Source organism: Sedimenticola hydrogenitrophicus, assembly GCF_025175675.1.
GTDB lineage: Bacteria > Pseudomonadota > Gammaproteobacteria > Chromatiales > Chromatiaceae > Sedimenticola > Sedimenticola hydrogenitrophicus.
In genome coordinates this window covers 43966-69833 of the sequence record NZ_JANIOA010000016.1, presented here as the reverse complement: position 1 = coordinate 69833, position 25868 = coordinate 43966, and the positions used below count along the sequence as shown (strand labels likewise).

The window sequence follows — 25868 nt, the reverse complement described above, 5'->3', positions numbered from 1 at the left end:
CAGCGTTCAATGGACGCTGCCGAAGGAGAGATCCAGGGCATATTGCGGCAGCGGAATGCCGGAAATCTTGCAGGCCTGCACCACGGGTCCGCGCGGGAACAGGGTATATAGATAGCGTTTGCCGCCCTCCTTGCCGAATCGTCGGCTGAGGGTCTTGAGCAGCAGTCGCGCGCTGCAGCCGGTACCGTGGGTGTCGCAATGGTCGCGCAGAAAGTGAATGACCTGCCAGTGCTTGTCGGTCAGCTCGATATGCTCCTCCGCCGCCAGTAACTCGGCCAGGGTCGGGTTCCATTGGTAGAAGCTGTCGGGTAGCTGGCGCTGTTCGATGGATAAGGGGTCCATTTTCGGCATTTTCCTCTCCTCCCGGTTGATTGAGGAACGCTACGGTCACTTTCTTCTTATTAGCTGTTATATAAAAGAGTAGTCCACGGCAGCCGAGACTGCCTGTCGCCCGCAGGCGGTTCAGGGCTTGGGAGCGTTTTTTCATATTTAAGGGCCGCGAAAAAAATAGATCATCCCGTCCCGCTTCGCCCTCGGCCTGCTCACGGCGTTGTGCAAAGGGCTACATAGGCTCGCTACGCGCCCCTCTGCACGCGACGTGCAAGGATGCGCTAATGCCGCGAAGGGCAGGATGCCCGAGAGCGGCCTTGTGAGCAAACCGAGGGCTGTGCGATATTGGAACACTTTATTCTTACCGCGACCCTAACCCGTGAGGTGGTGCGATGCGCATAGGCCAGGGCTACGATGCCCACCGGTTTGCCCCCGGCAGACCCCTGATCCTGGGGGGGGTGAAGATCGACCACCCGTTTGGCCTGGAGGCGCATTCCGATGGTGATGTGCTGATCCATGCGCTCTGTGACGGGCTGCTCGGCGCCGCGGGGCTACGGGATATCGGGTTTCATTTTCCCGACAGTAGCGCCGAATACAAGGCCATCGACAGCCGCAAGCTGCTCGTCCGGGTGGCCGGGTTGCTGGAAGCGGAAGGGTGGATACTGGGCAATGCCGATATCACGGTGGTGGCACAGGCGCCAAAACTCAGCCCCCACATCGATACCATGCGTGCATACCTGGGCACTGATCTGCGTAGTGATCGAAAAAATATCAATATCAAGGCGACCACCACCGAAGGGATGGGGTTTGCCGGCCGCGGCGAGGGAATCGCCTGTTATGCCGTGGTACTGCTGGTCCGGAGAGACTAAAGGGCTTCGACCTGATTCTACTTTGTCAGATGCTGGTGCTGTGCGGAGAACTACAGGGTGGAAGGCCCAAGGTAGCCAACCTGAATAGAGCTAACAAAGTTGCGCTAACGCTAGTTATCTGAACGAAACATGACCGTCAGCAATCCGGAGACGTGGTGAGGATAAAACGCAGAAACAGCCTTACCTACAAACAGGCACTGATCACCGTGATGACAGTGTTTGTCATTGGCCTGGCTCTATCCATCTACCAGATTGTGGTCGATCTGGAGCAGGAAAAACTGCAAGTGGATCAGACGGTCAATCAGGTACTGCGGCTGCTGAAATCGCCGGCGGCCCAGGCCGCCTACAGTCTGGACAACACCCTGGCGCAGCAGGTTGTAAGTGGCCTGTTTGAATATCCCCCGGTGTTTAAGGCGGAGATCAGGGATGACCTCGGTGGCGTGCTGGCCACCGCCGAGCGGGTGCGTGTGGACTCCCCCCTGCGCAACTTGGCGAACCGGCTGGTGGGTGACAGCCAGAGCTATCAGCTCCCGCTGGAGTGGACCGGGCGGGCACAGCCGGTGGGGGTACTGACGCTGTCGGTCGACCCCTATCTGGTGACGGCGGACTTCTTTGAGCGGGCGGGACTGATCCTGCTGTTCGGCATCGTTCGGATCCTGGTGCTGGCACTGCTGTTGAGTGTGATTTTCTACTTCACCCTCACCAAACCGCTGATGCGCACCGCCGCGTCGTTTGCCGCGATCAATCCAGAGGATAATTCCGATGCCAGGATCGCCATGCCCCCGGGGCATAGGGCGGATGAGATCGGATTGCTGGTGAATACGGGGAATCGGGTGCTGGACGAGTATCGCCTGCACATTCGCCAGCAGGAGGAGGCGGAGGCCGAGCTCAACCGGCTGCGCAATCTGTTGGGTAATGTGGTGGACTCCATGCCCTCGTCACTGATCTGTGTGGATGTGGATTGTCGGGTAATCCAGTGGAATCGGCAGGCGGAGCGGGTTACCGGGGTCACCGCGGCACAGGCGGCGGGGCACTACCTGATCTCCGTGTTTCCCCTGTTGGCCCAACAGATCACGCCTATCCGGGACGCTGTCCGCAAGGGCCTGTCGTCCCACGGCCAGCGCCTGAAATCAGCCGAGGGGAAGGCGCTCCGGCTTTATGACGTCACCATCTATCCGCTGACCACCAACGGCATCGATGGCGCGGTGATCCGGGTGGATGATGTCACCGAGCGGGTGCGTATAGAAGAGCTGATGATCCAGTCGGAAAAGATGCTCTCGATCGGGGGTCTGGCGGCCGGCATGGCGCATGAGATCAATAATCCGCTGGCGGGTATACTGCAAAATATCCAGGTGATCCAGAACCGGATCCAGGCGGATCTGCCTGCCAATAGAAAGACCGCGGCAGAGTGCGGAACAACGCTGCAGTCGGTCACACGCTATCTGGACGAGCGCAAGGTCTATGAGATGATCGAACGGATCCGGGAGTCCGGGAAGCGGGCCGCGAAGATCGTCGACAATATGCTGAGTTTCAGCCGCAAAAGCAGTCGCCATCTGGAACCCTGCGATATGGTCGGACTGATGGAACAGTCGCTTGAACTGGCGGCCAACGACTACCGCCTGGAGGATGGCTTTGATTTCAGGCAGATTGGAATTGTCAGGGAATATGACGACGCTCTGCCCCTGGTCAGTTGTGAGTCCAGTCAGATTCAGCAGGTGCTGCTCAACCTGTTGAAGAATGGAGCCCAGGCAATGGCAGAATCCCGCACCCCGGAGGCGGCGCGCTTCATTCTCAGGATTCGGGGCGAATCCGCCGCCGTCAGGCTGGAGGTCGAGGATAACGGGCCGGGTATTCCGCCAGATCAGGCCAACCGCATCTTTGAACCCTTCTTTACCACCAAGCCGATCGGGGTGGGTACCGGCCTCGGGCTATCCGTCGCCTACTTTATTATCAGGGAGAATTACGGTGGTGAGCTGTTTGTGGAGTCTCCGCCGGGCGGTGGTGCGCGATTCGTTCTGCGGCTGCCCTGCGACAGCACCCACCCGGTGGCCCGGGATCGCCGCATCGATTCGGTGTAAAGTTTGGGCACTTAGCCTCAGCATCGCTTGGCAAGGATTCATTTTTAGCCGCGAGGAGTGGTGCAAGAGGAGTGGTACAGGGATGTACCGATAACGGAGCCGAGGATGCAATGCATCGTTTACGGGCTAAGGATGGAATGAACGCAAATAAACGCGAATAAATATACTGTAATTCCCTCCGATGGTTTGATGGGCGCCAGAGAGGTGAGGCATAGCGGACAAGTTCATAATGGGCGGGACCCTGGAGAACCACGGATTCACACAGATAAACACAGATTCAGAATTCTGAGCTCCTATCGGTGTGAATCTGTGTCCATCCGTGGTTCCTTACTGACCGGACTGGGATAACTAAACGGCTATTGAAAACCACGCTTAGAATTGTTGGAGTCTGTTGCACAAGCCGACAGACTCACTGGGATCGGTTAGAATGGCCGTTTTTCACCACCTGAACAGATACCGTGACCGAACCTGAGAACAGACTGCTGCCTTTTGCCTATGGGACGCCGCGTTGTCGCGGGGTGATCCGACACACACCCGAGGACTTCCTGGTGGATGAGATCCCGTTGCTGGAAGCGGACGGTGAAGGGGAGCATCTGCTGCTGCATGTGGAGAAGCGTGACAGCAATACCGCCTGGGTAGCCGGCGTGCTGGCCCGCTTTGCCGGTGTCCCGCGCATGGATGTCAGCTATGCCGGACTGAAGGATCGGCACGCCGTGACCCGGCAGTGGTTCTCGATCCGTCTGGCCGGCAAACCGGAGCCGGACTGGGACGCCATCGGATCGAGCGAATTCCGGGTGCTGCAAACCGCCAGGCACAGCCGGAAGCTGCGTGTCGGCGCATTGAAGGGGAACCGGTTCAGGATCCGGGTGCGGGCGTTTGACGGGGATGAGGCGGCGCTGGATGCAACCCTGCAACATATCACGCGCGAGGGGATACCCAACTATTTCGGCGAGCAGCGCTTCGGCACGGATGATGCGAACCTGGCAGCGGCCCGCGCCCTGTTCAGCGGTGAGCTGAAGCGGGTGAAGCGGGAGCAGCGCGGCTTCTATCTCTCCGCGGTCCGCTCGCTGCTGTTCAATAAGGTGCTGGCCGCCCGGGTCAGCGCCGGCAACTGGAACCGGCCGCTGGCCGGGGAACGGATGATGCTGGACGGGACGCGCAGCAGTTTTCCCGCCGCTACGGTCGACGATGAGCTACGGCGGCGCCATCGGGAGATGGATATCCACCTCTCGGGTCCCCTGTGGGGGCGCGGTGAGGCCATGGTCACGGCCGAGGTGGCCGAGCTGGAGTCGGCGGTGCTGCTGCCGGAGCGGTTCTGGCGCGAGGGGCTGGAGGGTTTCGGGCTGCAGATGGAGCGGCGTGCCCTGCGGGTGCCGGTGAGCGATCTGGCCTGGAGCCGGCAGGGTGATCTGCTGGAGTTGGGCTTCAGCCTGCCCAAAGGCTGTTTCGCCACCGCGCTACTCAGGGAGTGTGTCGACTACCGTCAATCGCCATCCCTGGATCCCTTGCGCGAGAGCAGCACATAGGCCGCACCGGTGCCCCCGTCAAACTGGGGGGCGGAACAGAAGGCGAGCACTTCATCGCGTTGTCGCAGCCATTGATTGATTTTCTGTTTCAGGACCGGCTGCCGGTCTTCCGAGCGAGAGCCCTTGCCGTGGATGATCTGCACCACCCGCAGCCGGTGGCGGATGGCATGCGCCAGAAAACCGGCCAGCGCCTGGCGCGCCTCCACCACCCGCAGGCCGTGCAGGTCGAGCATATCCTCGGGCGGGATGCTGCCGCGCCGCAGTTCCTGAAACAGGCGGTGCTGAATCCCCGGGCGGACGAACTCCAGCTCCTCGCCGGTCTCGATATTGAGATCGGCAAACGCGTCACTCAGTCCATCTCCCGTCACCTTGGGATTGGGCGGGAGCGGTAGCGGTTTCAACCTGGGCTTGTAGGGCGTCGCCTTGTCGTGCTCATGGCGCACGGCGCCATCCATCTCCTGCTGGAAAAGGAGGTCGACTTCGCCCGGTTTCTGCTGTTCATCGCCGTTCATTACGGCAACCAGTATACCATTCCGGAATCAACTGTTAGGCAATCCTGCCGCTATACCGGTAATCCATGCCGCGAACCGTACGCTGCCAGTCGAGTAGTTGTGGCATTTCCAGTATAGTTTGGCCTTTGAACCAGAGCATTTGGCGCCTTGATTTTGTATGAAGATTCTACTGAGTAACGATGACGGCTACCTGGCCCCGGGGCTAAGGATACTGGCGGCCGAGCTGTCGGCCCTGGCCGAGATTACCGTGGTAGCCCCGGAGCGCAACCGCAGCGGGGCCAGCAATTCGCTGACCCTGGAGTATCCGATACGCGCGGAACTGGCGGACAACGGTTTTATCCGGGTGGATGGAACTCCGACCGACTGTGTCCATCTGGCCATCACCGGCCTGCTGGATGAGGAGCCGGACATGGTGATTGCCGGCATCAATGCGGGTGCCAACCTGGGCGATGATGTGCTCTATTCCGGCACCGTGGCGGCTGCCACCGAGGGACGGTTCCTGGGTCTGCCGGCGATCGCCCTCTCCATGAATGCCCATGAACCAAAGCATTTTGCCACCGGAGCGCAGGTCGCCCGGGAACTGGTTCAGCATCTGCAGGCGGAACCCCTGGCCTCGGATACCATTATCAATGTGAATATACCGGATCTCCCCTATGCGGAGCTGAAGGGTTATCAGGTCACCCGGCTCGGCCATCGTCATCGGGCCGAACCGGTAGTGCGCGACACCGACCCGCGGGGGCGCACAATATACTGGGTGGGACCGGCCGGCCTCGAGCAGGATGCCGGTGCGGGCACGGATTTTCATGCCATCAGGGAGGGCTACGTCTCGGTCACACCGCTCCAGGTGGATCTGACCCGGCATACCGATATCGATCGCCTGGGTGACTGGCTGAGCAGGCTGGGGCGATGAGCAGTACCCTGCACCGCGGCATCGGCATGACCTCACAGCGCACCCGGGAGCGGTTGATACAGCGCCTGCGGGATGAAGGGATCGGCAACCGCGCCGTCCTCGACGCCATTCGCCATACACCGCGTCATATCTTCGTGGATGAGGCGCTTGCCAGTCGGGCCTATGAGGATACCGCACTGCCCATCGGCCAGGGCCAGACCATCTCCCAGCCGTTTATCGTGGCCCGGATGACCGAACTGCTGCTGGAGGTGGCGCCGATGGAGACGGTGCTGGAGATCGGTACCGGTTCCGGATACCAGACGGCGATCCTGTCGCGGCTGGTAAAACGGGTCTATAGCGTGGAGCGGATCAAATCATTGCACCTACAGGCGAGAAGACGCTTCCAGGAGCTGCATATCCGCAATATCCGTCTGCAGCATCGCGACGGGGGTATGGGGCTACCTGAATATGCGCCATTCGACGGCATACTGGTCACCGCGGCCCCGGAGGGCATTCCCCTGGCGCTGGTGGAGCAGCTGCGTGTCGGCGGCTGTATGATCCTGCCCATTGGCAATCGCTCCGAGCAGGTTCTGGTGCGGGTGATCCGCACCCGGACCGGCTATGAGAAAGAGCTGCTCGAACAGGTGGTTTTCGTCCCGCTGCTGGGGGGCACGCTGTGATGAAACTCTTTTCCCGTCTGTATGCGCGTGTGCTGCAGTGGTCGCGCCATCGCCATGCCCCGCACTACCTGGCCGGGCTCAGTTTTGCCGAATCCTCGTTTTTCCCCATCCCCCCCGACGTCATGCTGGCGCCGATGACTCTGGCCAATCCAGACAAGGCGTGGAACTTCGCCGCTTTGACCACGGTGGCATCTGTCCTGGGAGGGCTACTGGGCTATCTGATCGGCCTGTTTGCCTTTGAGCTGATCGAACCCCTGCTCCGGGGGGCGGGCTATTTCCCCAAATATCTGCAGGTGCGGGAGTGGTTTGGCGAGTGGGGCTTTTGGGCGATCTTCCTGGCCGGATTCTCGCCCATTCCCTACAAACTGTTCACCATCACTGCCGGGGTCATCTCGATGGCGTTATTGCCCTTTATCCTGGCATCCTTTATCGGGCGCGGCGCACGCTTCTTCCTGGTGGCCGGCCTGATGGCCTGGGGAGGTGAACGTATGGAGGGTACACTGCATAAATATATTGATAGGATTGGCTGGACTTCGGTGCTGCTGATCGGCCTGGCCGTCACCTGGGTCAAGCTATCCCAGTAGCCCCTGGTTGAATCAGCCGTGGCAAACCAGGAGCGGGCGTAATATTGACAGGTAAGGTGTATGGCAAAATGATCGGTCTCCGGATCGGCTGCGGCGACATCCGGCTTATTGCGCCGGGTCCGCGGGCAAAGGACGCCAGGAGGGTTCGCGACTGCCTGATCGTATTGCTGTTGACCGGGAGTCTGGGCGGTTGCGGCGCCCCGGTGAGGGCACCGGTGGTTTCCCGTGACCACCCGCCGCCGCAGCATGTCGGCGCCAGACCCGGTGCCTACCGGGTAGCGCAAGGCGACACCCTGTACTCCATCGCCTGGCGTTTCGGCATCGATTACACCTCTATTGCCCGCTGGAACGGAATCGGGCACCCTTATACCATCTATCCAGGCCAGCGCTTGCGCCTGGTGCCCGCACCACGGAAACGGGTTGTCCGTCAGGCTTCGACAAAAACCCCACAATCAACAGGTGCCGCTCGGCCGAATAAACCGGTAGTATCTGGTAAGGAGGTATCCGAATCGCCATCAATAGGGGTATCATCAAGCCAGGCCGAGGAGAAAATAACCGGTAACAATTTAACGTTACACTGGCTATGGCCGACAAAAGGCCCGGTGGTACAGCGTTTTGTCAAAGGCGATCCGGTGAGAAAAGGGGTGAAGATCGAAGGGCAATACGGAGCCCCGGTCAACGCCGCGGAGACGGGCAAGGTGGTCTACGCAGGAAGTGGTTTGATTGGATACGGGCGACTGGTTATCATCAAACATAATAAAAATTTTCTCAGCGCCTACGGTTATAATAAAAAAATCCATGTTAAAGAAGGTGATACGGTAAAGAAAGGGATACGTATTGCGGAAATGGGCAGCGATGGTAATGGAAAACCCATGCTTCATTTTGAGATCAGACGTAATGGTGCGCCTGTTGATCCACTGAAGCTGTTGCCTCGCCACCCATGATTTACTCATCGGTCTGTCCGCGGAGATTTGACAGGAGGATTTTTATGGTCAAACGGCAGTTGGATAAGGAGAGTGAGGGGAATGCCGGCTTGTCGGTATCCCCGGGAACCACGACAAGGACAAAACGACCTGCGGATAAGGATGTAAAAATCATATCCGAAAGTGAAGATGCGGCCGGCCAATCCGCCCAGATGGACGCAACGCGACTCTATCTGAGTGAAATCGGTGGTTCAAAACTGCTGACCGCACAAGAGGAGGTTACGCTGGCCAGGCTGGCGCAGAAAGGCGATATCGCCGCCCGCCAGCGCATGATCGAAAGTAATCTGCGATTAGTGGTAAAGATCGCCCGACGCTACATGAACCGCGGCCTTGCCCTGCTCGATCTGATCGAAGAGGGGAATCTGGGTCTGATTCGGGCGGTGGAAAAATTCGATCCGGAACGGGGATTCCGCTTCTCAACTTACGCCACCTGGTGGATCCGGCAGACCATCGAGCGGGCGATCATGAATCAGACGCGCACCATTCGCCTGCCGATTCATGTGGTCAAGGAGATCAATGTCTATCTGCGCGCGGCACGAGCCCTGACCCAGCAACTGGATCATGAGCCGACCGCCGATGAGATAGCGGAACTGCTCGACAAGCCGATCGATGAAGTCAAACACATGCTGGGCTTGAATGAGCGGATCACCTCCGTCGACACGCCGTTCGGCAAGAATGCCGACAAACCGCTGCTCGACACTATCCCCGATGTGCAGTCGGAAGACCCTTCCGACAGCCTGCAGAGCGAGGGAATGACCGCGAATCTGGATGACTGGTTGAACAAGCTGAATGATAAGCAACGTGAGGTGGTGGAACGGCGGTTTGGGCTGCACGGCTATGAAAACGCCACCCTGGAGCAGGTAGCCAATGAACTGGGGGTCACCCGGGAGCGGGTCCGACAGATTCAGATGGATGCCCTGAAGCGCCTGCGTGGCATCCTGGAAAAGGATGGATTTTCCGTGGAAGCGTTATTCAAGTAGACTACTGTCTGACGTTTGTCAGTAAAACAGGCACCCTGTTCAGGTGGTACTGGCAGGGTGTCGTGCTGTCTCCCGCGCGGGAAATTCATGCCGACACCGGGTGAGGGCAATTCACCGCAACCCATGGCGGTGAATAAGAATTGCTGCTAGACCGTGTATAATTATTGTCATGTTTTTGGCAGGATATGTTGAACCATCAGCGACTGAACAACGATTGACGAATGGAAAAACTGAAGAAACAGATTCCGCATATCGGGCGTAGAAGAGTGCCGGAAAAGCTGGCGGCCGGCGAAGTGGCCTGCCAGGATTGCGGCATGGACCCGATGTGTTCCATCCTTGAGTATGCCGAGGAGGGGAGTCATGTGCCGGAAGGGGTGCTGCTGCGGCGTCGCCAGGTGGCCCGCGGGGAGACGATCTTTCTCAAAGATGATCCGTTCCGGTCGGTTTTTGCCGTCAAATCGGGTTCGTTCAAGACCTATATTCCCAAGGTCTCCGGTCATGATCAGGTGGTCGGTTTTCACCTCATCGGCGAGCTGATCGGCATGGAGGGCCTCTCGAGCCAGCGATACCCCTATACCGCCCGCGCGCTGCAGGACAGCAGCGTCTGTGAGTTGCGAATGGAGTCCCTCGCGGAGACCGGGTATCTGCTGGAGGAGTTGCAGCGGGGCATTATCAGCATGTTGAGTGCCGAGGTGGCGTTCAACCACCAGCTGATCACCGCACTGATCCATCAGAGTGCGGATCAGCGTCTTGCCGGATTCCTGCTCAATTTGACCAAGCGTCTGTATTCACGCGGCATGCGCCAGGTCGAGTTTCAGATCGGTATGTCGAGAAGCGACATCGGCAGTTATCTCGGGCTGGCGAGTGAAACGGTCAGCCGGGTGCTGACGCGGTTTCAGAAAAATGACCTGATTCAGCTGCGCCATAAACGCCTGCGCCTGTTGGATCCGGACGGTCTGAGAGAGATTGCCGAACACTGATCCCTCCCCGGATCGGCCGCTAACCAAACCAAACTCCCCAGGGTTGGGGGTTGCGGGTCAAGGCGACCGAGACGATATAGGCCACGTTAAGCAAGGCCAGCAAGCCGAACAGGGTTCGGTCGTGCCGCGAACGGGCCCACCTGAACGCAAACATCCCCAGCACGATATAGAGCAGTAGCGCGGCCAGCTTGGCCGTCAGCCAGGGGGCCGCAAACGGGTATTGCCGGCTCATCACGGCTAGGCCGATGCCGGCCATCAGCAACAGTGTGTCGTTGATCTGGGAAATTCGCCTGACCCAACGGTGGTTGAACAGGCGTGACCCGTTCAGCATCCACACGAAGCGCAGCGTGAAGAAGCCGATGGTGAAGCTCACGGTACTGACGTGCAGTGTTTTGATCCAGTAGTAGAGCATGGTATTCGTAACGGGCCGGGAATGGCTGCGAAGCATACCGGTAACCGTCGCCCAGGCCAAGACGGGCGATGCCACTGACTTAAACCCGTACTAATTAGGGGTTGTCTGTGCGGTGTCGGGGAAGGGATAATTGACCTATAAAATATACAGGAAATGTGCAACCGATTGATTTTAGATTAAAGGTAACTACTCACGGGGTGATTGGCCTGCCTTGTCGGCCTCACACGATGGCTTGTTTCCTCGAATCCGGCCCATTTTTCAGCGCCTGCCCAAACTCGCTTCGCTCAGACAAGGGCAGGCTTGAATCTGAAAAAGGAGCCGGATTCGAGACGCCATCAAGATCGGCCAACAAGCCAGGCCAATCGCTTGCAGGCGGGTGAGTAGTTACGATTAAAGATCGAAACTAGGAGTCTAATTGACGGAATTAGTCCGTAGGTTGGGGTGAGGAACGAACCCCAACATCGTCGCTGAAGGGAATTTAGTTGGGGTTCGCAGGCTCACCCCAACCTACTAGCTACGATCGGTCAAGACCGACAGACCCCTGGCGAGGAAATGCCCGCCCCTGTCCTGTTTCATACCTGCTGAGTGACTTAATCGATGGAACTAGTATGCCCTGCCGGAAATCTGCCCTCCCTCAAGGCCGCGGTGGATAACGGTGCCAATGCCGTCTATTTCGGATTTCGTGACGATACCAATGCCCGGCATTTTGCCGGTCTGAACTTTGGCCCGGCCAAGATCGCGGAGGGTATCCGTTATGCCCACCAGCGTGGGGTGAAGGTGTTCCTGGCACTCAACACCTATCCCCAGCCGGATGGCTGGAGCCGCTGGCAGAATGCGGTGGATCAGGCGGCCGAACTGGGGGTGGATGCCATGATCGCGGCGGATATCGGGATCATGGACTATGCGGCAAATCGCTATCCGGAGCTTAAACTGCACCTCTCCGTTCAGGGCTCAGCCACCAATTACGAGGCGCTGCAGTTCTACAAGGACAACTTCGGTATCCTCCGTGCCGTATTGCCCAGGGTGCTCTCCCTCAGTCAGGTGGAGCATGTTGTCAACAACAGCCCGGTCGAGATCGAGGTGTTTGGATTCGGCAGTCTCTGCGTGATGGTGGAGGGGCGCTGTATTCTCTCCTCCTATGCCACCGGCCGCTCGCCCAACACCTATGGCGCCTGTTCGCCGGCCAGTCATGTGGAGTGGCGGGAGACCCCGGCGGGTCTGGAAACCCGCTTGGGCGGGGTCCTGATCGACCGTTTCGCCAAGGGCGAGAATGCCGGTTATCCCACGCTCTGCAAGGGGAGTTTCCGGGTCGGCGGCAACACCTATCACGCCATGGAGGAACCGACCAGCCTCAATACACTGGAACTGCTGCCCCAACTTCAGGCCGCCGGTGTCGTGGCGATCAAGATCGAAGGACGCCAGCGCAGCCCGGTCTATGTCCAGCAGGTGGCTCGGGTCTGGCGCGCGGCGCTGGATGCCTGTGAACGGGATCCGCAAAACTACCGCCCTCAGGCCGCGTGGATGGCCGAACTGGGCAAGGTATCGGAAGGGACGCAAACCACTCTTGGCGCCTATAGTCGCCCCTGGCAGTGAAGGTCTCTACCACTATGCATACACAGCCGAAACTCTCGCTCGGACCCGTACTTTATTATTGGGCAAAGGACCAACTGCTCGACTTCTACGAAGAGATGGCGGCCGCACCGGTGGATATCATCTATCTGGGCGAGACGGTCTGTTCCAAACGCAGCCTGATGCGCACCGACGACTGGTTTTCCCTGGCGGAACGATTGGCCGCGGCGGGGAAAGAGGTGGTGTTCTCCACCCTGGCGCTGCTGGAGGCGGAGTCTGAGCTGAAGCGTCTGCGGCGCTTGTGCGAGAATGGCGTGCATATGGTTGAAGCCAATGACATGGGGGCGGTGCAGTTGATGCGCGGCAAGCCCTTCGTCGCGGGCCATAGCGTGAATATCTATAACGACCGGACCCTCAGTCTGCTGGCGAGGCAGGGCCTCAGGCGCTGGGTGTTTCCGGTCGAACTCTCCAAACAGACCCTGCAGACCATGCAGGAGCGGAGGCCGGCGGGGGTGGAGACCGAGCTGTTCGCCTTTGGCCGTCTGCCGCTGGCCTATTCGGCGCGCTGCTTTACCGCCCGCGCCTTCAATCTGCCGAAAGATGACTGTCAGTATCGCTGCCTGGACTTTCCGGATGGGCTGACCCTGGCCGCGCAGGACGATACCCGCTTCCTCGCCCTGAACGGCATCCAGACCCAGTCGGCGCATACCTTCAATCTGCTCCCGGAGCTGGAGCAGGTCCGGGCACTGGGGGTGGACGTGTTGCGCATCAGTCCCCAGGCCAATCACACCGCAAAGGTGGTAGAGCTGTTCAGTGGCTGCCTCAAGGGCGAGATCGACCCGATAACCGCCCGCGAGAAGCTGGAACGGCTGGTCCCGGTGGGTTCGTGCAACGGCTACTGGCATGGCGAGGCCGGGATGGAGAACCGGGCTCAGGCGGCGGCCGAAAATCTGATGTGAAGGTCCCAGAGCCAGTCACAGGGCGTCTTATGGGCGCCGTCAAGATCGGCCAACAAGGCAGGCCAACAAGGCAGGCCAATCACTTACAGACCGGGTGAGTAGTTACCGCCTCCTTTGCTATAGGGGGAGGCGGTTACCGGCTACGGCGTCCCAGACCGGGAAAAGGCAGTCTCGGCTTTGGCAGTCTGGGGCGTGGCAGGGTGGGGATCCGTCCGATCAGGGTGGTGACGCCGTTCATCAGCTTCAGGAACGGGCCGATGCGTTCGTCCAACTCCAGGGCGTCGAGGAAGTTCTTCACGTAGAGCCCCAGTTCGGTGTCGCCACCGAGCCGCAGACGGCGATTGAAAAACAGGGTGTCGGCATCTTCACGCCGGGTGGCGAGCAGCAGGAAATCGTAAATCGATCCCTCGATGCTCAGGTCATGCGGTCTGTTGTTCTCTGCGGCGGCCAGGACACCGTCCCGTAGGGTGATACTGAAATGGAGTCGGGCGTCCAGCACATCCACACGCATCACCTTGCCTTCCAGAAAGTCCAGCTCGCCATCCGCCAGCTCCGGGGTAAACAGCCGGTTCAGCAGCTTGACCATCACCTGACTGTAGGTGGTGCCCGGCACCAGGCTGAGCGGCAGTGCCAGCGGTGCCGGCAGATGGGGGTTTCCGGGAATGGGGGGTACGTTATTCATGATAATACCAATGGTCTGCTGACTCGCGGTTGATTTTCGGGGGCCTGGCTGCCGCGTTCAGCCGAGGGCGGGGCCGACCGGGGAGGTGGCGCCGCTTCGGGGAACGTCAGGCGTCTTATACCAGCTCAGTTTTTCCTGAAGCTGCACCACTTCGCCGACAATGATCAGGGTGGGGGGCTTGGGCCGCTCCCGATCAACGATTGCCTGTATACTGCTCAGGGTACCGGTGAAGACCTTCTGTTTTTCGGTGGTGCCCTGTTGGATCAGGGCGATGGGCATTTCCGGCGATACCCCATGTTCGATCAGTTTCTGGACGATCACCGGCAACCCCACCAGCCCCATATAGAACACCACGGTCTGGTGCGGCTGGGCGAGTTGTCCCCAGTTGAGATTGATGGAGCCGTCTTTCAGGTGCCCGGTGACGAAGGTGACGGACTGCGCGTAATCCCGGTGTGTCAAGGGAATGCCGGAGTAGGCGGCGCAGCCGGAGGCCGCGGTAATGGCGGGTACCACCTGAAACGGCACGCCTTCCGCCGAGAGGGTGTCGATCTCCTCGCCGCCGCGACCGAAGATGAAGGGGTCGCCCCCCTTGAGACGGACCACCCGTTTGCCCTTTTTTGCCAGGTCCACCAGCAGCTGGTTGATCTCCTCCTGGCGCATGGCGTGATGATCCCGTTCCTTGCCGACATAGATCCGCTCGGCGTCACGCCGGGTCAGTTCCAGGACAGGCGCGGCGACCAGCCGGTCATAGACCACCACGTCGGCCTGTTGCATCAGGCGCAGGGCGCGGAAGGTGAGCAAGTCCGGGTCGCCCGGTCCCCCGCCTACCAGATAGACTTCGCCCATACCCCCTGTGGATTCGGTACTCTCCAGCGCCCGCTCCATGCCGGCATCCGCTTCTTCCATATGACCGGAGAAGACCCGCTCGGCCACCCCGCTCTGTAACACCTTTTCCCAGAATAGCCGGCGATCCGTGGGGTCCTGGAAACGGGCCTTGACGCGGTCACGGAAACGATTGGCCAACTCCGCCAGGCGACCGTAACCCGCGGGAATCAGGGTCTCCAGCCGGCTGCGGATGATTCGCGCCAGTACCGGAGAGGCACCGCCGGTCGAGATGGCGGCAACCACCGGGGAGCGGTCTATGATCGAGGGCGTGATAAAGGAACAGAGTTCCGGCTGATCCACCACATTGACCGGCAGATGCCGGCTGCGGGCTACTTCTGAGACCTGCCGATTCACCTCCGGATCAGCGGTGGCGGCAATCACCAGACAGACATCATCCAGGTCCTGACTCTGGAACTCCCGGGCGGTGTACTCAATCAGCCCTTTTTCCAGTGTGGCCTTCAAGTCGGAACAGAGTTCGGGTGAAATGACCCGGATCTTACCCTGCGCCTTCAACAGCAGTGCCACTTTTCTGGCGGCCACGTTACCCCCGCCAACCACCAGGCTTGTGCTGTTTTTTATATCGAGGAAAATGGGAAAGAAATCCATCGGTTACCTTCGTAAGCGGTGTTTGAGTCCGTGAGCCTGAATGGCTTGTCCAGCGCAATGAGGCGGAACTCTAACATGTGGTCCGGAGTGGAACAATAACCACTCTAGGAGTCTGTCGGACTTAACGCTGATCTACTGCGGAAAAGCCGGATTTGGCCATATTTTCCGATCTTTTTCGTTTAATAGGTCCACTATTCCATCCTTAGGTCCGTAAACGGTGCATCCCTGCACCACTGCTGGCCTCGAAAGATCGAAAAATCTGGCTCATTCAATCGCCTGGAGCGATTGACGTGCAAACCCCGAAGGGGTGAAGCACAGGGATGTGCGGAACAAACCGACTTTCCCTCGCTACGATCGGTCAAGCCCGACAGACTCCTAAACTTGTATATATTAGCAAATCTATAATATACTAAATAACTAGGTTAATCATCACAAGAGTGCGACCCGTGGTTAAAGAGATCAATTCCCAGGAGCTCGAAAGCAAACTGGCGGCCAATGAAGATATTTATCTGCTGGATATCCGTAGCGAGGCAGAGGTAGTGGGTGGCATGTTGCCGCGCTCGACCCATCTGCCGATGCATCTGATCCCACTCAAGATCACAGAATTATCCCCGGACAAGGAGATCGTGCTCTACTGCCGCAGTGGTGCCCGCTCTTATCATGCCTGTATGTATCTGAAGCAGCAGGGGTTCGACAACGTGATCAACCTGCGTGGAGGCATCATCGACTGGGCACGCAACGGCTATCGTATAGTTGCCAACGGGTGATTTTATCGTAACAAGGAGCGCGATTCCGCGGTTTCAACCAGACATCAGGACGACGCACGGATCAGCTGTCATTCAGGGAGCAGGCTTGCGTTTGGTTGACAATTAGAATATAAGGTACGACTGATTTTCTTACAACGAAACACAATATTCTGGAGGTTTACCATGGCTGATTTTGACGACGAATTGGATGCAAGCGGCCTGAATTGTCCGCTGCCCATTTTGCGCGCAAAGAAGAGTCTGACCGCGATGGAGTCCGGCAAGATTCTGCATATCATCGCAACCGATCCCGGTTCGGTCAAAGATTTCGAGGCGTTTTCCAAGCAGACCGGCAACTCGCTGCTGGAGTCTCGCGAAGAAGGCGGCAAATTCCACTTTCTGATCAAAAAATCCTGATTCGTCTGACCGGATCAAGCCTTATCCACTGGAGGGTTTTCAGATGGAAACAAAGAAATTAGCCATTATCGCAACCAAAGGTTCTTTGGACTGGGCCTATCCGCCCTTTATTCTTTCATCAACGGCCGCCGCGCTTGGCTATGAAGTGGAGATTTTCTTCACTTTTTACGGCCTTCAGCTGTTGCGCAAGAAACTGGACCTGCAGGTGACCCCGCTGGGTAATCCGGGCATGCCGATGCCACTGGGCATGGACAAATGGTTCCCGGTTCTGGGCACGGCGTTGCCGGGCATGCAGTCCGTGATGACCATGATGATGAAAAAGAAGATGGCCGACAAAGGTGTCGCCAGTCTGGAAGAGCTGCGCGAGCTGTGTCAGGAGGCGGAAGTCAGGTTGATCGCCTGCCAGATGACGGTGGATCTGTTTGATATGGATACGGCCGATTTCATCGACGGCATCGAATATGCGGGTGCCGCCCGTTTCTTCGAGTTCGCCGGCGAAAGCGATATCTGTCTTTATATCTAAGGTGGTTGTAGTCTGAAAAGGCCGCGCTCCGGAAGGAGCGCGGCTTTTTTTATCTGCCTGTACAATAAAAAATACCGGGAGGTCTCCCGGTATTTGGATCTCGCCAGTGGTTGGATGACTGTCTAGAATTTATATTCCAGTCCCACGGTAAGGAGATAGGCGCGGGCATCCTCAAATGTTTGACTGCCACCACTGAGGAATGGATTGGTACTCTCACCTGCGTCAATAGCCAGCTTCTTTTTCTGGTCATAAAGCAGGGCGGCGCCGATAGAAAGGTCGTCAGAGTAGTTATATCTGGCACCCACAGAGAATATCTTTGCATCGGAATCGGGCAGTTCGAAGCCGGCATAGGCCTCTGGCACCGGCGTTTCGTCATAGGCGAAACCGGCCATCATGGTCAATTTGGGATTGACCTGGTGGGTCACGCCAATACGGATTGTGTTGCTGTCCTTCCAGTTTTTGGCGGAAGGATTGTCGAACAGTGCAGTGTAGCCGCCGACGGAGGCGGGGTACTCGAAGTCGAGTTCTTTATAAGCCGACCAGTAGGTTCTTTCCAATACCAGTTCCATCGTGGTGTCGGGGGTCACGTCGTATGCGGCCGCCAGGCTGAGGCTGGCCGGTATAGGAATCTCCACGCTCGCCGGGGTATAGATGGTCGGTAGTGCCACTGTATCCGATAGTGTTGCATTGCCTTCAACGGTTAGATCAACCTTGGAACGATAGGTTGCGGAGAGCTTGAGTTGTTCGGTGGGCTCGAAATGGAACGCCAGGTTGTAACCAAAGTCCCAGGAGTCACCTTTTAAATCGCGCGATGGGCTAATTACGGGGATGACCCCTTGATCACTGCTTTTTACCACCCCGCTACTAAAAATGGCTCGCAACCCACCGCCTATAGAGAACCGGTCATTGACTTTGAAGCTGATGGTCGGATTGAGCTCAATTGTTTCCAGGGTAAACTCTTCGGCAAATGTCTTGCCAATACCCTTCCAGCGTTTACTCAGGCCACCCGGAGCTACCACAGAGAGACCAAAACGCATATTGTCCATAGCTGGGCTGATGTAGTGAAACGTCGGTACCGGGATGTTCTCGGTTTTGGTGGCATCGGTGCCGAGGTTGGTGCTGGTTAGATTGATTGATGTGAGATGAACCAGAGTAAGATCCGCTTCAATCGATGCGCGCTGCTCTTCACTGAAGACCATGGCTGCCGGATTATAGTACGAGGCATCGGCGCCATGCGCATTGGCAACATAAGCGGCGGATAGTGCTGTTGCATTGATGGATGATTCGGGCAGTTTATAGGCAGCCGCCATCGCCTGGCCGCTAGCAGCCAGGGAGATTGCCGAGACAAGCGCAAGTTTCTTCATCTATTGAATTCCCCGTAAGTTGGTCAACGGCCTTGTATGGCCTAAAAGTAAAATTCGATCAGTTCCCTGACCTGGTGGCCGATATTATTAGGGGGCGATTTCGACCGTTTATATTATTATCCGACGAAATCTAGCATCCTGCTTTTAATTACACAACTGTTTGAAACAGTCCTGCATATCATATCCGGTGGGGGGTTACCCGGTATTGATATAGCGCATAAAAATGGATACGGCGTCTGTCCGGCCGATGGAAAAGATCGATCTCATCGGATGATGGGTGCATGATGTGGTGAAAATTATCGAAGCGGGTAATGGAATGACTCTCTCGGCACTATGCAGAATTTTCTCCCGGTCAGTAATCGTCTGGGGTCTCGCGTTCCCCGCACTGGCCGATGATGCATTGCTGCGCCCCTATGTCTTGTCGTCCAATGTGCAGGGCGATATGGTGAAGACGGTTATTGAGTTGAAGGAGGCGTTGACGGGCGGTGGGTTTCAGTTGCTGGGTGAATACTCCCCTGTTGCCGATCGACACGTGCTGGTGGTTACCAATGCCTACCTGAAGCGGCTGGCGCGGCAGCAGGTGGGGACGCTGTTTGCGGTCCCCCAGCGGATCGGCATCAGCCGGGTTGAAGGAAAGATTCAGGTCGCCTACACCAATCCGGCCTATCAGCAGCATGCCTTCAGGATAAGTGGTGATCTTGAACCGGTTAGATTGCAGCTCAAGCGCATCCTGGGTGAACAGGAGACCTTCGGGGCGGAGGGGCTGTCGGCCACAGCGCTGGCCAGCTATCGTTATGCGTCCGGCATGGAGCAGTTTGATGACTTCCTTCACCTGGGCCGATTCGGCAGTCACGCCCGGGCTCTTGCGGCGGTGGAGCGGGGGTTGGCCGCCCGCAGAGGCGGCATCGGCGCGGTTTTCAGGATCGACCTGGACGACGCCGACACCACCCTGTTCGGGCTCTCGCTGACAGAAGGCGAGGGCAGTGATCGGGCCGTCATTTCTGCAGTGGATATCCGGCCGTTAAAACATACGCCGCGTTTCCCCTATACCCTGGTGGTGCGTCAGGGAGCGGTTTTCGTCTTGCACCCGCGATTCAGGCTACCCCTGGATTTTCCCGATCTGGAACGCACCGGGAGGTACAGTTTCACGGCTATGATCCGGGTTCCCGGAGCGATCGAAAACTCCTTGCGCTCACTACTGGATGGGAGTTGAAAAGCGCGCTAATGGCGTGCTATTGGAGGTGCTGCTCCGGGTATGCAACCGGTCGGGAGAGCGGGATGCCTTTCCGGGTACTTTAAAGAATTATCATGTTCTAAAATAATTCGCCTTTTCAAGGATTTGTATGCTATAAAAAGATTTTATTACCAATCGTATCTATGGGGATATCACATGGCCGATCGCAGACTTCAGGTGTTTCATACCGTGGCACGGTTGCTCAGCTTCACCAAGGCGGCTGAATCTCTTCATATGACCCAGCCGGCAGTGACTTTTCAGGTCAGGCAGCTGGAGGATTACTTCAATACCCGCCTGTTTGACCGCACGCATAATCGCATCAGCCTGACGGATGCGGGGGCGCATGTTTACGAGTATGCGGCGAAGATTTTTGAACTCTATGCCGAGATGGAAAATTCCGTCCGCGCCATGACCGGGGAGATCAGCGGCTCCCTCACCATCGGCGCAAGTACCACCATTGCCGAATATATGCTGCCGGCGTTACTCGGTGACTTCAAGGTGAAGTATCCGGATGTCAATATCCACCTGAAGGTCTCCAATACCGAGGGTATCGTCTCCATGGTGGAGAACAACACGATAGACCTGGGTGTGGTTGAAGCCCCCGTGGCCAATAAAAACCTGGTGGTGGAGATCTGCAAGGTGGATCAACTGGTGGCCATTGTCCCGCCGGGTCATCCCGAGGCGCAGCGCAGCACGCTGACCTACGAGGACCTGGTGAAATATCCCTTCATCTGCCGGGAAGAGGGCTCGGGAACCCGGGAGGTGATTAATGAATATCTCGCCCAGATCAAGGAGAATGTCGAAGAGTTGAATATCTCCATGGAGCTGGGGAGTCCGGAAGCGGTCAAGGGTGCCGTGGAAGCGGGTATGGGTATCTCCGTGGTCTCCCGCGCGACTATTCAGAAGGAGCTGAAATTGGGGACCCTGGTGGCCATCAACCTCGAACCGGGACTGGAGAGACCCTTCTCATTTGTCCACCAGAAGCAAAAATTCCGCGCCCGGGTGATGGAGGAGTTGCTGGAGTTCGCACAGAAGTATTGTGCGGAGCACAAGAGCGACTGTATAGACTGAATATGTTGCTGCCCAGGAAGAAACTTTCGGATGATGACCGGAAGTTGCTTAAGCTGTACTCAGCGCTGAGTGAACCGGACAGGCTGAGCCTGTTGGCATTCGCCGAGTTTCTGCTGCAGCGTTCCGGGCCGGCGTCCGAAACGACCGGATCGCCGCCCGTGCTGGAACCGAAGCCGATCCCCCGGCCCGAGGTCGAGAGCGTCGTTGCGGCTATCAAGCGACTTTCCGAAAGTTATCACATGCTGGACAGGTCCGCCCTGTTGACGGAAACCTCGTCCCTGATGACGGCCCATATCATGCATGGACGCAGTGCCAATGAAGTGATCGACGATCTGGAGGCGCTGTTTGAGCGCCATCACCAGGAGCTTGTGTCAAAACAGCGTGAGCAATAACAAGAACCTTCAATAGGCCTATCCGGATGCAATTACTGACAGATTGGTTCAAGCGACACTTTTCCGATCCAGAGGTGATTTTTCTTGCCCTGTTTCTGGTGGCCTGCTTCGCCATCATCATCACCATGGGGGAGATGCTTACCCCGGTTTTGGCGAGTGCGGTGATTGCCTATCTGCTGGAGGGGCTGGCGGGGAAGATCGAGCGCATGAAGGTGCCGCGGTTTACTGCGGTACTGGTCGTGTTTATCGCCTTTCTGCTGTTCGTCATTCTGATCCTGTTTGTGCTGTTGCCGGAACTCTCGCGTCAGGTGACGCAGCTGTTCCAGCAGATTCCCACGATGATTGGCGAGGGTCAGAAACTGTTGATGCGGCTACCGGAAAGATACCCGGATATCATTTCGGCCGCGCAGGTGCAGGAGATATTCACCATATTGCGGGGTGAGATCGCCACCTTTGGTCAACAGGTGGTCTCCCTCTCCCTCTCTTCCGTGGTGGGGATTATCACCCTGCTGGTCTATCTCATCCTGATGCCGCTGCTGGTGTTTTTCTTTCTCAAGGACAAGCGGGTCATTCTCGACTGGGCGCTCGGTCTGCTGCCGAGCAACCGGACTTTTGCCGGCTCCGTGTGGCGGGACATGGATGAGCAGATTGCCAATTATGTGCGTGGCAAATTCTGGGAGATCATCATCGTTGGTTCGGTCAGCTTTTTCACCTTCACCTTCATGGGGCTGCAGTATGCCATGCTGCTGGCGGTGCTGGTGGGGCTTTCGGTCATCATCCCCTATATAGGCGCGGCGGTGGTCACCTTTCCGGTGATCCTGATCGCCTGGTTCCAGTGGGGCTGGGGTAACGATTTTATCTGGCTCAGTGTCGCCTATTTCGTGATCCAGGCGCTGGATGGCAATGTCCTGGTACCGTTGCTGTTCTCCGAGGTGGTGAATCTCCACCCCGTAGCCATTATAGTGGCGATCCTGGTGTTCGGCGGACTCTGGGGGTTCTGGGGAGTGTTTTTTGCGATTCCGCTGGCAACGCTGGTGCAGGCGGTTATCCGATCCTGGCCGAGCAAGGTATTGCCCTCGGGTTGAGCGGCAATACCCTGCGCCGAGCGGTCTTTAGGTTTTGGTCCTGCAGCTGCTCAGGCCAAACGGCAGGTAGGCCGGACACCAGCCGATGGCCGCGGTGAACAAGGGGATGATGCCGATGGCCCCCCACCAGTTCTGGGTTGCAATACCCCAGGCTACCAGTCCAATGCCTACCACTGCCCGAAGTCCTCTGTCGATACTACCCACATTCTTTTTCATCTCAATCTCCCGTCAAGTCAGTTTCTATCCGGGGCGGAGCCCCATTCACAGTGGTGCAGGATAGGCCGTTGATCTGGCGATGTCTGTGACTAAGTCACACAGGGGTTGCGATGGTCGGTCCGGTGTAACTACTCACGGGGGAGATTGGCCGGCAAGGTAGGCCAATCACTTCCAATCCGGGTGAGTAGTTACGGTCCTGCTATATTTCGCACCGTCTCCGGTCGAGTTTTTCCGGGTCGAGGAGTTCGATGGAGCCGCGCGTCACCCTGATAATGGCCTCCAGCTCGAACTCCTTCAGGATTCTGCTGACCACTTCCCTTGATGTGCCGAGCTCGGAGGCGATCTCCTGGTGGGTTGCCAGCAGGAGATGGCTGGTTCTGTCCGTTCTTTTGTACAGGTGCTCGGCAATGCGTTTGTCCATGCGCCTGAAAGCCACGTCCTCAACCACATTGATGATATTGGTCAGCCGGGTGGCGACCAGCCCGAAGATGTAGTTGCGCCAGGTTATCGATTCGGATAACCATTTTTGAACGTCTCCGGCCGGAATTACCACCGCTTCGACCGCGGTTTCACATACGGCAATCGCGGGAAAGGGCACTTCGCTGAGTATGCAGGAGGCGGTGAGAACACAGCTCTCACCCGGATCCACCCGATACAGGGTGATCTCCTTGCCGTTTTCACCCAGTTTGTAGACCCGCGCTGTACCATTCAGCATGATCGCCAGATGACTGCAACTGCTGCCCTCATGGCAGACGTACTGCCCCTTATTCAGGGTTGTAAAAACGGCTTTTTCGAAGAAGTGCCGGCTGAATGGATCATCCGCCTGGGCGAGAAAGCGGAGTTGCTGCGTCATGGCAGCGCGTTTCTGATTATCGATTGTCATAAGTTGTTCCCGGCATCAGGGATTGGTGATGCCCGAGGTCGGTGGTGCAAGGTCGGCGAGTTCCAGCCAGCAGGGTGTGATTGATTTTGGATCGACCGAGGCAGGCAATGCCACGCCCGCATTGGCACCGTGGATCTGCTCCACGATTCCGGCTATCTCACGCTTCTCCGCCCGCAATACCGGACCCGCCGGCCGGACGTAGTCGGCCTTCAGATACTGCAGGACTTTGATGGCGGTGCTATTGGCGCCAAAGCGCGCCAGCGAGATCTTGATACCCATCTCCTGGAGTTGTGAAAAATGCTGTCGTGCGTGCTTCAGATCGACACTCAACTCGGCAATTCGATATTCACATACCAGACCGACACCCACCATCTGCCGGGTCCGCAACTGATCCCTGAGCCAGCCGCCGAGGGTGCCCTGGAAGATCGACTCGGATGATTGCTCCACGAAGAACAGGCTGTTTTTTCCTTCGGCCCGTTTCTCTTCCAGTATGTTCAGGGCGCGCTCGATGAGCCATTGACTGAACCGGGTGCCGAGCCCCTCCTCATCGGCCAATGACAGCAGCTCCGGGCTGCCCAGCTGTCTGCCATCGGCAAGTTGCAGACGCGGTTTCAGTTCATACGCTTCAGTCCCGCTCTTCCGCGGCTGCTCCAGTGTTCTGAAATAGAGCTGAAAGCCGTTATTGTCCAGCGCTTGTCTGAACAGGTGGGGCAGCTGTCCCGCTTCCGCCTGGGCGGTGCTGTGACCCCTCTCTTGATACAGCTTTACCTGCTGTTGGCTGTCCTGTATCTCCTGGCAGGCGGTCGCCGCGTTCGCCATCAGCTCGGCGGCGCTGGTCGGTTGCCTGTCAAGGATGGCGATCCCTATTTTGGGGGGCGGCATAGCCGCATCTTTTAAGCCGAGAAGTTTATGGGCAAGTTTTTCGGCCAGGGCGATCACATTCTTCGGGTGTGGCCGCATGACCAGAACAGCGAAGCTTTCCGCATCTATGCATGCGGCGATATCCTGGTCTTCCAGCTGCCCACTGACCTGGCTCCCCATTTTTGCGAGAAGGCTTTCATGGTCGGGGCGGGTGTGGCCAGCCTGCTTCAGTGAGATATGCAAGACACCACCGGTTGTCCCGCGATCCGGTGCCTGGGCGGTAATGCGATCCAGTTGCTCGTAGAAATAGCGACGGTTATAGAGTCCGGTCAGCTGGTCACGCGAACTGGGGGGATGATGCCGTTTTTCGAGTATCCGGGCGCGCTGCACCCGGTTGGTGATGGTGTTGATCAGGTGCCGCGGGCGGATCGGCTTGCTGAGGAAATCATCAGCGCCAACGCTCAGGGCATGCAGCTGCTTGTCGGTGTTCAGCTCGCCGGAGAGGAAAACAATCGGCGTGGTGACGCCATCGGGATGTTCCCTGATGATGGTGGTCAGCTCGATGCCGTTCGCGTTGGGCATATAGAGGTCCATCAGAATCAGGTCTGGACGAAATTTATCCAGTGCCTCGATCACTTTCAGCGGGTCGGTGAGGACCTGTGTCTTCATGCCGCTCTTGCCGAGAATGGAGGCGGCAAAATCCGCCTGTGACGGGTCATCCTCCACAATCAGGATACGGTAACGGTCGGCTTTGGGTGAGGCTAGTTCCATCACCCTGTCACACAGCTCCCGGGTGTTGACCGGTGTCATGTAGTAGGCGTCCACGCCGCTGCGCAACGCCAGCAGCCGTTGTTCCAGATCGCGGCTCTGGCTCAGGCAGATCAGGCCCACCTGTTTGTGGTGCCGTTCCTGTTGGATGGCCAGTTCGCGATTGAGTTGGGCCATCCGGGGCAGAAAGCGGTCATCGATGATCAGTACATCCGGCAGTCGCCGCTGTATCTCCCCCTCCACATCATCGGCCTGGTTGAAGCTGAGGAGGGTGCAGCCCTGTTGTTCAAGCATGCCGCTCAGGCCGGGTGCCAGTTGTTCATTGCCGCTCAGCAGATAGATCAGCAGGTTCACCGGGCGCTCGATCCCGGATTTGCTGTGTAGCAACTCGGATTCATGTCTGATCGCCGCAATCAGGGTGTTCACGGTCAACTGCTGTTCGCTGGTGGGGCGATTGTCCGAATCGCCGAATGCGCCGAGGTAGACTTCCAGTGAAAAGCTGCTCTCACTCAGGTTGATCAGCCCAAAGCTTCCGCAGGAACCGGTAAGATTCTGCAATTTCCGGCACAATTTTTTGCGCAGCTGATCATCCCATGGGTCGCGGGAGAGGCGGCCCCAGTCGTTGCCGATACTGTTAATCCGTTCAGGAAGATGCTGAATGAACGCGGCTTTGAGTTCATGCTCTTTCTGTTGTTGCTCGGACATATATTCGGTTCCTTGGGATACAGTGTATGCTGACCGGAATCAGGGCAAGGATCATAACCGCCAGTTTTGCATAAAATGGTCT

General features: G+C 57.8%; 27 protein-coding genes. 18 read left to right on the top strand and 9 right to left on the bottom strand.

From position 1 onward, the window contains the following. Nucleotides 1-6: 6 nt before the first annotated feature. Nucleotides 7-351, bottom strand: coding sequence for a TusE/DsrC/DsvC family sulfur relay protein (locus tag NPX02_RS10675; protein ID WP_260293542.1), 345 nt, complete (start codon nt 349-351; stop codon nt 7-9). A 371-nt stretch (nt 352-722) separates the two neighbouring features. Here NPX02_RS10675 and ispF point away from each other — a divergent pair, with 371 nt between their 5' ends. The 3 genes from ispF (at nt 723) to truD (ending at nt 4803) form a co-directional block, all read left to right on the top strand. Beyond that, entirely contained in the window at nt 723-1199 is a 477-nt protein-coding gene (ispF, locus tag NPX02_RS10670; protein WP_260293540.1) for a 2-C-methyl-D-erythritol 2,4-cyclodiphosphate synthase, read from the top strand. A gap of 155 nt (nt 1200-1354) precedes the next feature. Next, nucleotides 1355-3277, top strand: a complete 1923-nt coding sequence (locus NPX02_RS10665; protein ID WP_260293539.1) for an ATP-binding protein — start codon at nt 1355-1357, stop codon at nt 3275-3277. A gap of 458 nt (nt 3278-3735) precedes the next feature. Then, nucleotides 3736-4803 (top strand): tRNA pseudouridine(13) synthase TruD, encoded by a 1068-nt coding sequence (gene truD, locus NPX02_RS10660; protein WP_260293538.1) that lies wholly within the window; start codon nt 3736-3738, stop codon nt 4801-4803. On the opposite strand, the gene NPX02_RS10655 is transcribed toward truD, so the two are convergent. Then, nucleotides 4761-5315, bottom strand: a complete 555-nt coding sequence (locus NPX02_RS10655; RefSeq protein WP_260293537.1) for a Smr/MutS family protein — start codon at nt 5313-5315, stop codon at nt 4761-4763. The genes truD and NPX02_RS10655 overlap by 43 nt on opposite strands. 157 nt (nt 5316-5472) lie before the next feature. Here NPX02_RS10655 and surE point away from each other — a divergent pair, with 157 nt between their 5' ends. From surE to NPX02_RS10625, 6 genes are all read left to right on the top strand, one after another. After that, nucleotides 5473-6225: a 5'/3'-nucleotidase SurE gene (surE, locus tag NPX02_RS10650; RefSeq protein WP_260293536.1), complete on the top strand. Its 753-nt coding sequence runs from the start codon at nt 5473-5475 to the stop codon at nt 6223-6225. Next, nucleotides 6222-6884 (top strand): protein-L-isoaspartate(D-aspartate) O-methyltransferase, encoded by a 663-nt coding sequence (locus NPX02_RS10645; protein WP_260293535.1) that lies wholly within the window; start codon nt 6222-6224, stop codon nt 6882-6884. Before surE ends, NPX02_RS10645 begins: the two co-directional genes overlap by 4 nt. After that, nucleotides 6884-7468 carry a YqaA family protein gene (locus NPX02_RS10640; protein ID WP_260293534.1) on the top strand — a complete coding sequence of 195 codons (585 nt, stop codon included), beginning with the start codon at nt 6884-6886 and terminating at the stop codon, nt 7466-7468. The genes NPX02_RS10645 and NPX02_RS10640 overlap by 1 nt, the downstream gene beginning before the upstream one ends. A gap of 44 nt (nt 7469-7512) precedes the next feature. Continuing rightward, nucleotides 7513-8412 carry a peptidoglycan DD-metalloendopeptidase family protein gene (locus NPX02_RS10635; RefSeq protein ID WP_260293533.1) on the top strand — a complete coding sequence of 300 codons (900 nt, stop codon included), beginning with the start codon at nt 7513-7515 and terminating at the stop codon, nt 8410-8412. A 44-nt stretch (nt 8413-8456) separates the two neighbouring features. After that, nucleotides 8457-9431, top strand: coding sequence for an RNA polymerase sigma factor RpoS (rpoS, locus tag NPX02_RS10630; protein ID WP_260293532.1), 975 nt, complete (start codon nt 8457-8459; stop codon nt 9429-9431). Nucleotides 9432-9652: 221 nt separating this feature from the next. Beyond that, on the top strand, nt 9653-10411 hold the full coding sequence (locus NPX02_RS10625) for a helix-turn-helix domain-containing protein (protein ID WP_260293530.1): 759 nt from the start codon (nt 9653-9655) through the stop codon (nt 10409-10411). 19 nt (nt 10412-10430) lie between these two features. Here NPX02_RS10625 and NPX02_RS10620 read toward each other — a convergent pair whose 3' ends face one another. Then, nucleotides 10431-10859: a SirB2 family protein gene (locus NPX02_RS10620; protein ID WP_260293528.1), complete on the bottom strand. Its 429-nt coding sequence runs from the start codon at nt 10857-10859 to the stop codon at nt 10431-10433. Nucleotides 10860-11420: 561 nt separating this feature from the next. On the opposite strand from NPX02_RS10620, the gene ubiU reads away from it, so the two are divergent. Both ubiU and ubiV read left to right on the top strand, forming a co-directional pair. Beyond that, nucleotides 11421-12416, top strand: a complete 996-nt coding sequence (gene ubiU / locus NPX02_RS10615; RefSeq protein WP_260293526.1) for a ubiquinone anaerobic biosynthesis protein UbiU — start codon at nt 11421-11423, stop codon at nt 12414-12416. A gap of 14 nt (nt 12417-12430) precedes the next feature. Beyond that, nucleotides 12431-13351 (top strand): ubiquinone anaerobic biosynthesis protein UbiV, encoded by a 921-nt coding sequence (ubiV, locus tag NPX02_RS10610; RefSeq protein WP_260293524.1) that lies wholly within the window; start codon nt 12431-12433, stop codon nt 13349-13351. 133 nt (nt 13352-13484) lie between these two features. Here ubiV and ubiT read toward each other — a convergent pair whose 3' ends face one another. Together ubiT and cysG are read right to left on the bottom strand one after the other, a co-directional pair. After that, nucleotides 13485-14033 (bottom strand): ubiquinone anaerobic biosynthesis accessory factor UbiT, encoded by a 549-nt coding sequence (gene ubiT, locus NPX02_RS10605; protein ID WP_260293523.1) that lies wholly within the window; start codon nt 14031-14033, stop codon nt 13485-13487. 57 nt (nt 14034-14090) lie between these two features. Then, nucleotides 14091-15524 carry a siroheme synthase CysG gene (cysG, locus tag NPX02_RS10600; RefSeq protein ID WP_260293522.1) on the bottom strand — a complete coding sequence of 478 codons (1434 nt, stop codon included), beginning with the start codon at nt 15522-15524 and terminating at the stop codon, nt 14091-14093. Between the two features lie 446 nt (nt 15525-15970). Between cysG and NPX02_RS10595 the strand changes: the two genes are divergently transcribed. From NPX02_RS10595 to dsrE2, 3 genes are all read left to right on the top strand, one after another. Beyond that, entirely contained in the window at nt 15971-16291 is a 321-nt protein-coding gene (locus tag NPX02_RS10595; protein ID WP_260293521.1) for a rhodanese-like domain-containing protein, read from the top strand. 162 nt (nt 16292-16453) lie between these two features. Further along, the gene (locus tag NPX02_RS10590) at nt 16454-16684 is read left to right on the top strand and encodes a sulfurtransferase TusA family protein (protein WP_260293520.1); all 231 of its coding nucleotides are present in this window, start codon (nt 16454-16456) and stop codon (nt 16682-16684) included. Between the two features lie 43 nt (nt 16685-16727). Next, nucleotides 16728-17207, top strand: coding sequence for a sulfur carrier protein DsrE2 (gene dsrE2 / locus NPX02_RS10585; protein ID WP_260293519.1), 480 nt, complete (start codon nt 16728-16730; stop codon nt 17205-17207). Nucleotides 17208-17329: 122 nt separating this feature from the next. On the opposite strand, the gene NPX02_RS10580 is transcribed toward dsrE2, so the two are convergent. Further along, on the bottom strand, nt 17330-18571 hold the full coding sequence (locus NPX02_RS10580) for an OmpP1/FadL family transporter (protein ID WP_260293518.1): 1242 nt from the start codon (nt 18569-18571) through the stop codon (nt 17330-17332). Nucleotides 18572-18860: 289 nt separating this feature from the next. Here NPX02_RS10580 and NPX02_RS10575 point away from each other — a divergent pair, with 289 nt between their 5' ends. The 4 genes from NPX02_RS10575 to NPX02_RS10560 all read left to right on the top strand — a co-directional run bounded on the left by NPX02_RS10575 (nt 18861) and on the right by NPX02_RS10560 (nt 22353). Then, nucleotides 18861-19784 carry a hypothetical protein gene (locus NPX02_RS10575; protein ID WP_260293517.1) on the top strand — a complete coding sequence of 308 codons (924 nt, stop codon included), beginning with the start codon at nt 18861-18863 and terminating at the stop codon, nt 19782-19784. Between the two features lie 177 nt (nt 19785-19961). After that, nucleotides 19962-20876 (top strand): selenium metabolism-associated LysR family transcriptional regulator, encoded by a 915-nt coding sequence (locus tag NPX02_RS10570; protein WP_260293516.1) that lies wholly within the window; start codon nt 19962-19964, stop codon nt 20874-20876. A gap of 44 nt (nt 20877-20920) precedes the next feature. Then, nucleotides 20921-21268: a hypothetical protein gene (locus tag NPX02_RS10565; protein WP_260293515.1), complete on the top strand. Its 348-nt coding sequence runs from the start codon at nt 20921-20923 to the stop codon at nt 21266-21268. A gap of 26 nt (nt 21269-21294) precedes the next feature. Continuing rightward, on the top strand, nt 21295-22353 hold the full coding sequence (locus tag NPX02_RS10560; RefSeq protein WP_260293514.1) for an AI-2E family transporter: 1059 nt from the start codon (nt 21295-21297) through the stop codon (nt 22351-22353). A gap of 27 nt (nt 22354-22380) precedes the next feature. On the opposite strand, the gene NPX02_RS10555 is transcribed toward NPX02_RS10560, so the two are convergent. The 3 genes from NPX02_RS10555 to NPX02_RS10545 all read right to left on the bottom strand — a co-directional run bounded on the left by NPX02_RS10555 (nt 22381) and on the right by NPX02_RS10545 (nt 25786). Then, nucleotides 22381-22569, bottom strand: a complete 189-nt coding sequence (locus NPX02_RS10555; RefSeq protein ID WP_260293513.1) for a YgaP family membrane protein — start codon at nt 22567-22569, stop codon at nt 22381-22383. Between the two features lie 199 nt (nt 22570-22768). After that, the gene (locus NPX02_RS10550; protein ID WP_260293512.1) at nt 22769-23452 is read right to left on the bottom strand and encodes a Crp/Fnr family transcriptional regulator; all 684 of its coding nucleotides are present in this window, start codon (nt 23450-23452) and stop codon (nt 22769-22771) included. 15 nt (nt 23453-23467) lie between these two features. Then, complete coding sequence (locus NPX02_RS10545; protein ID WP_260293511.1) at nt 23468-25786, bottom strand: response regulator; 2319 nt, start codon at nt 25784-25786, stop codon at nt 23468-23470. Between the last annotated feature and the right edge of the window lie 82 nt (nt 25787-25868).